11 protein-coding genes are annotated in these 11,518 nt (G+C 70.6%); 3 read left to right on the top strand and 8 right to left on the bottom strand.

Translation table 11 applies throughout. The features are described 5' to 3' along the window. Window positions 1-270: 270 nt before the first annotated feature. From ABZU91_RS26145 to purS, 4 genes are read right to left on the bottom strand one after another with little or no spacing between them, the layout of a single operon-like run. Entirely contained in the window at window positions 271-1,026 is a 756-nt protein-coding gene (locus ABZU91_RS26145) for a 2-phosphosulfolactate phosphatase (protein ID WP_355245610.1), read from the bottom strand. A gap of 4 nt (window positions 1,027-1,030) precedes the next feature. Then, complete coding sequence (gene purL, locus ABZU91_RS26140; RefSeq protein WP_355245601.1) at window positions 1,031-3,754, bottom strand: phosphoribosylformylglycinamidine synthase subunit PurL; 2,724 nt, start codon at window positions 3,752-3,754, stop codon at window positions 1,031-1,033. Window positions 3,755-3,800: 46 nt separating this feature from the next. Further along, on the bottom strand, window positions 3,801-4,484 hold the full coding sequence (gene purQ, locus ABZU91_RS26135; protein ID WP_355245598.1) for a phosphoribosylformylglycinamidine synthase subunit PurQ: 684 nt from the start codon (window positions 4,482-4,484) through the stop codon (window positions 3,801-3,803). Then, entirely contained in the window at window positions 4,481-4,744 is a 264-nt protein-coding gene (gene purS / locus ABZU91_RS26130) for a phosphoribosylformylglycinamidine synthase subunit PurS (RefSeq protein ID WP_007454310.1), read from the bottom strand. The genes purQ and purS overlap by 4 nt, the downstream gene beginning before the upstream one ends. A 356-nt stretch (window positions 4,745-5,100) precedes the next feature. Between purS and ABZU91_RS26125 the strand changes: the two genes are divergently transcribed. Then, a complete protein-coding gene (locus ABZU91_RS26125) occupies window positions 5,101-5,784 on the top strand; it encodes a trypsin-like serine protease (RefSeq protein ID WP_355245595.1) in 684 nt (227 codons plus the stop codon). A 23-nt stretch (window positions 5,785-5,807) separates the two neighbouring features. After that, entirely contained in the window at window positions 5,808-6,371 is a 564-nt protein-coding gene (locus tag ABZU91_RS26120) for a YbjQ family protein (RefSeq protein ID WP_355245607.1), read from the top strand. A gap of 117 nt (window positions 6,372-6,488) precedes the next feature. Here ABZU91_RS26120 and purB read toward each other — a convergent pair whose 3' ends face one another. The 3 genes from purB to ABZU91_RS26105 form a co-directional block, all read right to left on the bottom strand. Continuing rightward, window positions 6,489-7,913, bottom strand: coding sequence for an adenylosuccinate lyase (gene purB / locus ABZU91_RS26115; protein WP_355245592.1), 1,425 nt, complete (start codon window positions 7,911-7,913; stop codon window positions 6,489-6,491). 175 nt (window positions 7,914-8,088) lie between these two features. Then, window positions 8,089-8,817: a GntR family transcriptional regulator gene (locus ABZU91_RS26110; protein ID WP_355245589.1), complete on the bottom strand. Its 729-nt coding sequence runs from the start codon at window positions 8,815-8,817 to the stop codon at window positions 8,089-8,091. 10 nt (window positions 8,818-8,827) lie between these two features. Next, window positions 8,828-9,370, bottom strand: a complete 543-nt coding sequence (locus ABZU91_RS26105; RefSeq protein WP_355245587.1) for a UTRA domain-containing protein — start codon at window positions 9,368-9,370, stop codon at window positions 8,828-8,830. A 288-nt stretch (window positions 9,371-9,658) separates the two neighbouring features. On the opposite strand from ABZU91_RS26105, the gene ABZU91_RS26100 reads away from it, so the two are divergent. Further along, complete coding sequence (locus tag ABZU91_RS26100; protein WP_355245584.1) at window positions 9,659-10,117, top strand: hypothetical protein; 459 nt, start codon at window positions 9,659-9,661, stop codon at window positions 10,115-10,117. 73 nt (window positions 10,118-10,190) lie between these two features. Here ABZU91_RS26100 and ABZU91_RS26095 read toward each other — a convergent pair whose 3' ends face one another. Further along, on the bottom strand, window positions 10,191-11,483 hold the full coding sequence (locus tag ABZU91_RS26095) for an acetyl-CoA C-acetyltransferase (protein WP_355245581.1): 1,293 nt from the start codon (window positions 11,481-11,483) through the stop codon (window positions 10,191-10,193). Window positions 11,484-11,518 lie beyond the last annotated feature (35 nt).

Here is an 11,518-nt window from a genome sequence, read left to right as displayed (position 1 = left end):
CGACACCGGATAGCCGTGCAGGACCGTCACGAGCAGGGCGCCGCTCACGGCGTACCCGGAGAAGAGGAGCGGGACCGCGACGGCCCGGAAAACCGGGCGGCCGTCCCGCTGTCACCTGAGCACCCCCACCCCCACCCCGCCCCGCCCCACCCCGTTGATCATGAAGTTATTGCCCCGACACGCCGGCTGCGCGGGCAATAACTTCATGATCAACGGGGGTGACGCCGGCGGGTCGAGTCGGGCACTCGGGCCGGCCGACGGGTCTTGTGGTCAGGCGGCGGAGAAGACGCCCTGGCGGAGCACCGGTACGACATCGGAGACGCCCACCTGGACGGCGATGTCGACGTCGGCTTCGAAACCGCCTTCGGTCAGCTCCCGACCGGACACACTGCCGCGCACCGCTGCGGGTACGTCCGGAGTGCTGGCCAGCGCGGCGAGCGCCATGGCCGCCTCCACGGAGAGGCCGCCCGGCACCCCGGACAACGCGTCCAGCACGCTTGCCGCGCCGAGTTGGTCCTCGACCGACGGGCGCAGCGACCCGTCCGGCCACCGCTCGCCCGAGGCGATGACGCCGATCGGGGCATCAGTCGTCCCGTACCCGTGGCGGCGCAGCCAACGCCCGACGGCGCTGGCGTTACGCAGACACGCCGCGACCACCGGCAGCCCGGTGGCGCTGGCGGCGGCGCTGATGGCCGAACCGTTCGGCGAGGGCAGCACCAGGTCCGCGACGATCGGCGCGGCGCTCAGCGCGGCCGGTGAGAGCGACCACGGATGGTCCGCTGTCACCCGGCGACGACCGACCGCCGCCACCGCGCCGACCCGCAGTGCGTACTCGGCGGCCTGCTCGCCCCACGGGAAGGGATGCACCCGCATGCCCCGGGCGACCGCCACCTCCACGGCGGTGGTGAACGAGAGCACGTCCACCACCACCAGCGCCGCGCAGACCCGGCCGAGTTCGGCCGCCCCGGTCAGGCCCCAGTCGAACCTGGCACCTGACCCGGGCTGGCCGTAGACGGCCGCCGCCAACGCCTCAGCGCTCGTCAGGCGACGGCTCGGTGGCACCGGAGTCAGACTCGGACGGCTGCTCCGACCCGACCGGGTCGACAGCTCCGGTCTGCGGAGACGGGCCGGCCGACGCGATCGGCTCGGAGAGCACCTCCGACGCGTCCACCGGCTCGGCCGGGGCAGTCGGCAGCGGCACGGCCTCGACCGCACCCGCCACTCCGGCGGCCGGCGCGGGCACCTCCGCGACAGCGGGCTCAGGCGTCGCACCAGCGGCCGGCTGGGACGTACCGTCAGCGGCCGGAACCTCGACGGCGGCGGTGCCGCCGAAGAGGCGCGGAAGCGTCTCGGTGTGCGCGGCGCGCAGCTCGTCCAGACCGATCCGGAACTGCCCGTGCACCTCGAGCGCACCGCCGGACGGGTCGGTCACGCCGATCAGCTCGAACGGCACGCCCCGCTCGGCGCAGAGCGCCGCGAACGCCTTGTCGTGGCCACGCGGCACCGAGACCAGCGCCCGCGTAGCGGACTCACTGAACAGGTAGACGAAGGGCATCGAACCCTCGGCGAACTGCTCCGGCACGGCGATCCGAGCGCCGACGCCACGCCGCAGGCAGGACTCGACCAGGCTCTGCGCGAGACCACCGTCGGAGAGGTCGTGTGCCGAGCTGAGGTGGCCCACCCGGGCGGCCTCGGCCAGCAGCTCGGCCAGCGCCTTCTCGCGGAGAAGGTCGACCTGCGGCGGGATGCCGCCGAGGTGCTCGTGCGTCACCCAGGCCCACTCCGAGCCGGACAGCTCCACGTTCGTCTCGCCGAGCAGGTAGAGCTGGTCGTGGTCGCCACCGGCGCGCGGCACGAAGCCCATCGGCACCCGGTCGGCGACGTTGTCCAGCACACCCAGCACACCGACCACCGGGGTCGGGTGGATGGCCGCCGCGCCGGTCTGGTTGTAGAAGCTGACGTTGCCGCCGGTCACCGGGATGCCCAGCTCCAGGCAGCCGTCCGCGAGGCCGCGCACGGCCTCGGCGAACTGCCACATGACGCCCGGGTCCTCCGGCGAGCCGAAGTTGAGGCAGTTGGTCACGGCGATCGGCTTCGCGCCGGTCACCGCCACGTTCCGGTACGCCTCGGCCAGGGCCAGCTTGGTGCCGTTGTACGGGTCCAGTCGGGTGTACCGGCCGTTGCCGTCGACCGACAGCGCCACGCCGAGGCCGGTCCGCTCGTCGATCCGGATCACGCCGCCGTCCTCCGGCTGGGCGAGAACGGTGTTGCCCAGCACGTAGCGGTCGTACTGCTCGGTGACCCAGGTCTTGTCGGCCAGGTTCGGCGACGCGATCATGCGCAGCACGGTTTCCCGCAGCGCGTCCGGGTCGGCCGGGCGGGGCAGCGTCTCGGCGCGGTCGGCCTGGAGCAGGATGAGGTCGGCCGGCTCACGCATCGGCCGGGCGTAGACCGGCCCGTCGTCCACCAGCGAACCCGGCGGCACGTCGACGACGAGGTGGTCCCGCCAGGTGATCAGCAGGCGACCGGGGCGGCCGTCCGGCTCCGGGGCGGTGACCTCACCGATCGCGGTGCCGAGGACGCCCCACTTCTCGCAGGTCTTGAGCACCGCGTCGAGCTTGTCCGGCTCGACGACCAGCAGCATCCGCTCCTGCGACTCGCTGGCCAGGATCTCGTGCGGGTCCATCGAGGGCTCGCGCAGCGGCACCCGCTCCAGCCAGACCCGCATGCCGGTGCCGGCCGCGGCGGCGGTCTCGGTGAGCGCGCAGGTCAGGCCGGCGCCGCCCAGGTCCTGGATGCCGACGACGAGCTGGCCGTCGTACAGCTCCAGGCATGCCTCGATCAGCAGCTTCTCGGTGAACGGGTCGCCGACCTGCACGGCCGGGCGACGGGCCTCGCTGCCCTCGTCGAAGGTGGCGCTGGCCAGCACCGACACGCCGCCGATGCCGTCCCGGCCGGTCTTGGCGCCCATCAGCACCACGACGTTGCCGGGGCCGGCGGCGGCCTTGTTCTGCAGCCGGTCGACCGGCAGGACGCCCAGGCAGAGCGCGTTGAGCAGCGGGTTGCCCTGGTAGGACGGGTCGAAGACCAGCTCGCCACCGATGTTGGGCAGGCCCAGGCAGTTGCCGTAGCCGCCGACGCCGGCGACCACGCCGGTGAGCACCCGGGCGGTGTCCGGGTGGTCCGCCGCGCCGAAGCGCAGCGGGTCCATGACCGCGATCGGGCGGGCGCCCATGGCGAGGATGTCCCGGACGATGCCGCCGACGCCGGTCGCCGCGCCCTGGTACGGCTCGACGAAGCTCGGGTGGTTGTGCGACTCGACCTTGAAGGTCACCGCCAGCTTGTCGGAGACCTGCACGACACCGGCGTTCTCACCGATGCCGGCGAGCAGCCGGTCGCTGTGCGGGGCCTTCTCGCCGAACTGGCGCAGGTGCACCTTGCTCGACTTGTAGGAGCAGTGCTCGCTCCACATGATCGAGTACATCGCCAGCTCGGACTGGGTGGGGCGACGGCCGAGGATCTGTCGGATCCGGTCGTACTCGTCGTCACGCAGGCCCAGCTCGGTGTACGGCTGCAACTCGCCCGGGGTGCCACCGGCGCGCGGCACGGTGTCCACGCCGTCGGTCCAGTCGGCGGTCGCCGGCTGCGCGGGAGCGGCCGCCGGAGCGGTGGGCTGCGCCGGCGGCTCGGTCGGCTGCACCGGGGCGGAGTACGCCTCCGGAGTGTCCCGTACCGGGTCCGGGTGGGTGGTCATGACCTCTCCTCGATGCGCTCGTGCCCGCCAGACTCGCTCCTCGCGGTCATGCTGGCGCCCCGACCAGGTGCTTGAGGACCGAGGTGAAGAAGCCGAGGCCGTCCAGTGAGGGGCCGGTGAGCGCCTCCACCGCGTGCTCCGGGTGCGGCATGATGCCGACCACGTTGCCGGCGGGGTTGGTGATCGCGGCGATGTCGCGCTGCGACCCGTTCGGGTTGCCGCCGACGTAGCGGGCGACGACCCGGCCCTCGGCCTCGAGCTGGTCCAGCGTCGCGGTGTCCGCGACGTAGCAGCCCTCACCGTTCTTGACCGGGATGAGCACCTCCTGGCCAGCCTGGAACGCGTTGGTCCACGCGGTGCCGGCCGACTCGATGCGCAGGACCTGGTCCCGGTTGCGGAAGTGCAGGTGCTGGTTGCGGGTGAGCGCGCCCGGCAGCAGGTGCGCCTCGCAGAGGATCTGGAAGCCGTTGCAGATGCCGAGCACCGGCAGTCCGCCCTTGGCGGCGTCCACGATCGTCTCCATCACCGGGGCGAATCGGGCGATGGCGCCGCAGCGCAGGTAGTCACCGTAGGAGAACCCGCCGGGCAGGACGACAGCGTCCACACCGTGCAGATCCTCGTCGCCGTGCCAGAGCCGGACCGGCTCGGCGCCGGCGATCCGGACGGCGCGGGCCGCGTCCCCGTCGTCGAGCGAGCCGGGGAAGGTGACCACACCGACCCGGGCGGTCACGAGCGGGCGTCCGCGGTCTCGTCGGTCTCGACCAGGCGGACGGTGAAGTCCTCGATGACCGGGTTGGCGAGCAACTTGTCGGCGATCTCCCGGGCCCGGTCCAGGTCCGGTTCACCGGTGAAGTCGATCTCGATCCGCCTGCCGATCCGAACTGAGGCGACGTCGCTGACGCCGAGCCGGGGCAGCGCGTTTGCGACGGCCTGGCCCTGCGGATCGAGGATCTCGGGCTTGAGCATGACGTCGACGACGACGCGAGGCACTGGGCACTCCTGACTGTGTACGCAGTTGGGTGCCGACCCACAACGGGCGAGCGCAGCCAGCCTACCTGGCAGATTCCGCCGCGGACGCACCGGCCGGGCGCAGTTCCGGCAGTGATCCACATAACGGGCGGCAGAAGGGCCCGGCAACGCGGGACAGGCCGTCCCACCAGGGGATACACAGCGCGGAGGGTAGCTGAATCGTTACATTGGACGATCTCGATCGGCTTCTTGAAAACGGTGCTCGTCGGCCCTAGAGTACATCGACGTGGCTCGATGCCAGCGATGACGGGGACCTCCCGCCGTCGCCACCGGGCACCCGGCGACCCCGGGCCCCCACCCCTCCAAGGAGTCCACCGATGCGCGTTCGTCCCCTGCTCGCCCTGATCAGCACCGCGCTGGTCGGCGCCCTCGCCGCCGCGTCCGGCGCGTCCGCCGCCCCGGCTGGCCCCCAACCCATCATCGGCGGCGGCACCGTGTCGTCCGCCCCCTGGGCCGCCGCCGTGCTGAGCAACGGATCGTTCACCTGTTCGGGCAGCGTGATCGCCGCACAGTGGGTGCTCACCGCCCGCCACTGCATCAGCGGCACGATGTCCGTCCGGGTCGGCAGCGTCTACCGCGCCTCGGGTGGGGTCACCCGAACCGTCAGCGCCACCTACACCCGTAACGACCTGGCCCTCATGCGCCTCTCCAGCACGGTCAGCACCTCGACGGTGTCCCTGGCGAGCAGCAACCCGCCCGTCGGCTCGACCAACTCGATCTACGGGTGGGGCATGACCTGCTACAGCGGCTGCTCCGCATCCAGCCAGCTCAAGACCGCCACCGTCCAGGTGACCAGCACCAACGTCACCGACGCGTACGGCGGGCAGGCCATCCGCAGCACCCGGATCAACGGCAACGCCTGGCGGGGCGACTCGGGCGGCCCGCAGTTCTACAACGGCCAGCAGGTCGGCGTGGCCTCCACGGCCGACGGCTACAACATCCAGAACTACGGCAGCGTCGCGTACAACCGGGCCTGGATCACCTCGGTGGCCGGTGTCTGACGGTTAACGCCCCCGCGGTGCGGATGGTCGGCGGCGCGCCGGCCGTCCGCGCCGCGTCGTTTTGCAGCATCCGATCAGGTGAACACTGCACACGATCGGGTCGCGCCACTCCTGACAGCATCGGAAACGTGCTGGTCGTGACGACAGAGCAACTGCCCGGCTACGAGATCCGCCAGATTCTCGGTGAGGTGGTGTCATCGATGGCCAGGACGCGCAACCCGTACCGCGAGGGGGTCAAGAACCTGCGCGGTGGCGCGTACGACCCGATGGCGCCGGACAACCTGACCCGGTGGCGTACCGACTCGGTGACCCGCCTCGGCGAGGAGGCCCTGCGGCTCGGCGCGAACGCCGTGATCGGCATGCGCTTCGACAGCCGGGACTGCGGCGAGATGTGGATGGAGATCTGCGCGTACGGCACGGCGGTTGTCGCCGTACCCACGATGCCCGAGGTCATGCCGGCCGACCAGCCTGCGGTCGCGGCCGAGACCGCCACCGACCCGGCGTTCGCGGAGTCCCTGGGCGGCATCGCCGAACCAGCGAGCGCCCCCACCCTGCGAACAGCCGCCGAAACCCCCACCGGCGACTAGGCCCACCCGACCAGACCCGGTTGATCATGAAGTTATTGCCCTACACCTCGGCGTGTCGTGGCAATAACTTCATGATCAACGGGCGAAAGCCGGGAGAGGGGGGAGAGGGAGCGGGGGTTAGAGGATGGGGGGTGGGGTGTAGGTGGCTGCTTCGGGGTGGGTTTCCACCACCTTGGTGATTCGGCGGGTTATCTGCTCCACCTGGGATCGTGCCGCTCCTACGAAGGCCGTGCGGTCGGCTACCAGGGTGTCGATGTCGGCGCGGGACAGGCCGAGGCGGCCGTCGTCGGCCAGGCGGTCGAACAGGTCGTTCTCCGGAGCACCCTTCTCGCGCATGGCCAGCGCCACCGCCACCGCGTGCTCCTTGATCACCTCGTGGGCGACCTCCCGGCCGACGCCGCGCCGGACCGCCGCCACCAGGATCTTGGTGGTCGCCAGGAAGGGCAGGAAGCGCTCCAGCTCCCGGTTGATGACCGCCGGGTACGCGCCGAACTCGTCGAGCACCGTCAGGAAGGTCTGGAACAGCCCGTCGGCGGCGAAGAACGCGTCCGGCAGGGCCACCCGACGGACCACCGAGCAGGACACGTCCCCCTCGTTCCACTGGTCGCCGGCCAACTCGCCGACCATCGACAGGTAACCCCGGATGATCACCGCGAAGCCGTTCACCCGCTCCGACGAGCGGGTGTTCATCTTGTGCGGCATCGCGCTGGAGCCGACCTGACCCGGCTTGAAGCCCTCGGTGACCAGCTCCTGGCCGACCATCAGCCGGATCGTGGTGGCCAGCGACGACGGCGCGGCGGCGGTCTGCGCCAACGCGGCCAGCACGTCGAAGTCCAGCGAGCGCGGGTAGACCTGCCCGACGCTGTCCAGCACCCGCGCGAAGCCCAGGTGCTCGGCGACGCGTCGCTCCAGCTCGGCCACCTTGTCGGCGTCACCGTCGAAGAGGTCGAGCTGGTCGGCTGCCGTGCCGACCGGCCCCTTGATGCCGCGCAGCGGGTAGCGGGCGATCAGCTCCTCCAGCCGCTCGTACGCGATGAGCAGCTCCTCCGCCGCCGACGCGAAGCGCTTGCCCAGGGTGGTCGCCTGCGCCGCCACGTTGTGCGAGCGGCCGGTCATGACCAGCTCGGAGTGCTCGTACGCGAGCCACGCCAGCCGCGCCAGGGTGGCCACCACCCGGTCCCGGATCAGCTCCAACGAGGCGCGCACCTGAAGCTGCTCGACGTTCTCGGTGAGATCCCGCGACGTCATCCCCTTGTGCACGTGCTCGTGCCCGGCCAGCGCGCTGAACTCCTCGATGCGGGCCTTCACGTCGTGCCGGGTGACCCGCTCCCGCTCGGCGATCGACGCGAGGTCGACGTGGTCGAGCACGCGCTCGTACGCCTCGACCACACCGTCCGGGACGGCCACGCCCAGGTCACGCTGCGCACGGAGCACGGCGAGCCACAGCCGCCGCTCCATCCGGACCTTCTCCTCGGGCGACCAGAGGGCGACCAACTCGGGCGAGGCGTACCGGTTGGCGAGCACGTTCGGGATCGTCGTCACGTGCCTCATTGTCCGTCACCCGCCCGAGCTTGCCGGGACCGGGCCGGCTCGGGCGGGAGTCCGCGCGCCCCAGGTCAGGGCAGCTCGTAGATGATCACCGGTCCAGGTCCGCCGCCGCGAGCGTGCTGAACCGATCAGCGTCCAGCGCTCCGAAATGGCGGTCGCGCTGCGCGGGCTATGCGCTGTCCGGCTGGATCTCCTGGTGGTATTCCAGCTCGTGCAGGTGACCGCCCTTGATCAGAACTGACACCTCGACCGGATCCCCGTGCACCGAGCGGATCACCCGGAACTGCCGGATCACCGGAACCTGCGGCGGCAACGCCAGGATCTCCACCTCTTGGGTGGTCGGCATACGGACGGACAGCCGGTCGACGAGGTCTCGCTGTGTGTGCCCCAGGTCGGCGAGTGCCCAAGGGATTCCGCCAACGAGCTTCTTGCGCGACGAGATTGCGGTGCCTCGGCCGATCGCGACCGGGTAGTACGACCACGACACCTCCACCGGCTCGCCGTCGTGCGAGAGCAGGCGATGACGGAGGATGGCGGGCTCGTCGTCCGCGATACCGAGAGCAAGCGCCACATCGGTGGGCGGTCGTACCTCGGCCACGTCGAGCAGGTGGTAGGTGTACCCACCACGTGCGGGCGGGACGTATGCGTCGACCGCTATGACCAGCGGTTGGCGGTCCCGGACGTAGACCCCCTTGCCTACCCGGCTGTGGAGATAACCCTCTGCCTTGAGCGAAGTCAGGGCCCGCTGCACCGTTGCGTTCGCCACCGAATACTGGTCGATCAATCGAGCTGTCGACGGCAACTGCGACCCGGACGGCAGTTCGCCGGACATGATGCGCGCTCGAATGTCGGCGGCGATCTGCTCATGCCGAGGCCGGTCATCGCTTCCGCGAGCCACAACGGCCTCCCTATGCGATCGACGAGTCGTACCGAAGGCGGCGGCCTCCGGGGATCATGCTCATGACGCTCAGCTCAACCGGCAAGCCGTCATCGGTACTGAGCACGCGAGTCAGCCCGAGGACCCAGTCCTCCTCACGTAGTTGCAGTAACGACCGTTCCACCTCGGTCGCCCTCCGCGTGTAGACGTCCTCGCTCACCCGTCGTGGCCGGTATCCCAACTCGGCGAGCAGAGTGACTGCCCCGCCGCGAATCTTGCGCAATTCTGCGAGGCCAGTGTCGCGAGCGATGGTCGCCGGATAAAGGGATGTCGTCAACTCCACCGGCTGCCCGTCCAGCAACATCAGTCGACGGCGTTGGATCACCGGTTCACCGGGGTCCAGGTGCAGCGCTTCGGCCAACTCCGCGGCCGGAACGATCTCGCTGACGTCGAGCAGACGTTGCGTCCCCACTCCGCCGTACTGCGCGGCCTCCGCTCCCCAGGCTTCGGCCTCGCCGGGCCTCCGTGGCGTCACGTAGGGAGTGGAGACACTGATCCATTCGAGGTCACTCAAGATCCGCTCCTTCGCCGCATCCGAGCCATCTCTCTCGCACCCACAGTAGATGCCAACGATCCCACCTTCAGTCCTTGATGCCTTTCGCATACGGCAGTAAGGTTACGTCACAGCCGACCAATCCGCCGACCGCACGTCCCTGCGGTCGTAGGGACCTGCTGCGTTCCACTCGTGCCGACAGGAGCGTGAGATGACGTTCGACTGGTATCGCCTGCTCGATGCGCCGTTTGCCGCTCCGCTGGCGTACCGGATCGCGTCGTGACCCCCTGTCGGCCGCCCGTCGTCCGGGTGGGTGATGTCATCACCGTCGCCGAGCAGCACTACTGCTACGGGCTGGGTCGGCTGGTCCTGCGGGTGATCGAGGTGGGCCGACGCGAACGGCACAGTGACGGCATCTGGCTCCACCTGCGCGGCATCGAGTTGGGCACGCCTGGCGGTCCGCGTCAACGCCGGGTGCTGGTGCGCCTGGCTGCCCTACATGTACGACACGCCGGGCGGCCGGCGGAGCCAGGGCTTCCTAAGCCGCACGTCCCCATCCGGCCGACCTGGAACTGCGCCGGCTGCGGACAGGAATGGCCGTGCCCGAACCGCCGACGCCGACTGCTCATCGAGTACGCGCACGACCGGTTGTCGATGACGTTCTACCTCGGTCTACACCTGGCGGAGGCGGCAGTCGACCTGCCGGACCTCTCCGCCAAGAGGCTGCACGCCCGGTTTCTCGGTTGGACACGGCCCCGCCGATCGTGACCGAGCACGAACGGGGCGGGATGTCCCAGTGTCTACTAATAAGAGACATTGGGACATCGCGGCGGACCCTCGGTCAACGCTCCAAAATGGCCGTCACGCCCTGGCCGCCGGCCGCGCAGATGGAGATCAGCCCGCGTCCGCTGCCCTTGGCGGCGAGCAGCTTGGCCAGCGTGGCGACGATCCGCCCACCGGTCGCGGCGAAGGGGTGCCCGGCAGCCAGCGACGAGCCGTTCACGTTGAGCCGGTCGGTGTCGATCGCGCCCAGCGGGGCGTCCAGGCCGAGCCGGTCCTTGCAGAACTCCGGCGACTCCCACGCGGCGAGGGTGGCCAGCACCTGCGAGGCGAACGCCTCGTGGATCTCGTAGTAGTCGAAGTCCTGCAACGTCAGCCCGGCGCGGGCCAGCATCCGGGGCACCGCGTACGCGGGTGCCATCAGCAGGCCCTCGTCGCCGTGCACGAAGTCGACGGCAGCCGTCTCGGACCAGCTGAACCAGGCCAGCACCGGCAGGTTGTGCGCGTTCGCCCACTCCTCGCTGGCCAGCAGCACGGTGGACGCACCGTCGGTGAGCGGCGAGGAGTTGCCGGCGGTCATGGTGGCCTGCTCGGCGTCCGGGCCGCGGGTGCCGAAGACCGGCTTGAGCGCGCCGAGCTTCTCCACGCTCGTGTCGGGCCGGAGGTTCGCATCGCGGGTGAGCCCCAGGTACGGCGTCATCAGGTCGTCGAAGAAACCCCTGTCGTACGCGGCGGCGAGCCGCTGGTGCGAGCGCAGCGCCAACTCGTCCTGGGAGCGCCTGTCGATCTGCCAGTGCAGGGCGGTGCGGGCGGCGTGGTCCCCCATGGACAGGCCGGTACGCGGTTCGGCGTTGCGGGGGATGTCCGGCTTGAACGGCTGGAGCGGGCGCAGTTTCGCGGCGATCTTCAGCCGCTGGCCGATCGTGCGGGCCGAGTTGAGTTTGAGCAGCGTGCGCCGCATCTCCTCGTTGACGGCGAGGGGCGCGTCGGAGGTGGTGTCGACACCGCCGGCGATGCCCACGTCGAGCTGGCCGAGGGCGATCTTGTTGGCGACGAGGATCGCGGCCTCCAGGCCGGTGCCGCAGGCCTGCTGGATGTCGTACGCCGGGGTGTGCGGGTCGAGCCGGGACCCGAGCACCACCTCGCGGGTGAGGTTGAAGTCGCGGGAGTGCTTGAGTACGGCACCGGCGACCACCTCGCCGACCCGCTGCCCGGCCAGCCCGTAGCGGGCGATCAGACCGTCCAGCGCCGCGCCGAGCAGGTCCGCGTTTGACGCGTCCACGTAGCGGGAGTTGGAACGGGCGAAGGGGATGCGGTTGCCCCCGATGACCGCGACCCTCCGGATGCTCTGCACGATCCGCCTCCTCGACAAGTGTTGCTCGAACCCTA

The sequence above is a fragment of the Micromonospora sp. NPDC005174 genome, assembly GCF_040608495.1.
Taxonomy (GTDB): domain Bacteria; phylum Actinomycetota; class Actinomycetes; order Mycobacteriales; family Micromonosporaceae; genus Micromonospora.
Note: the sequence above shows the minus strand (reverse complement) of the source record. Positions and strands in the feature narration are given on the sequence as shown.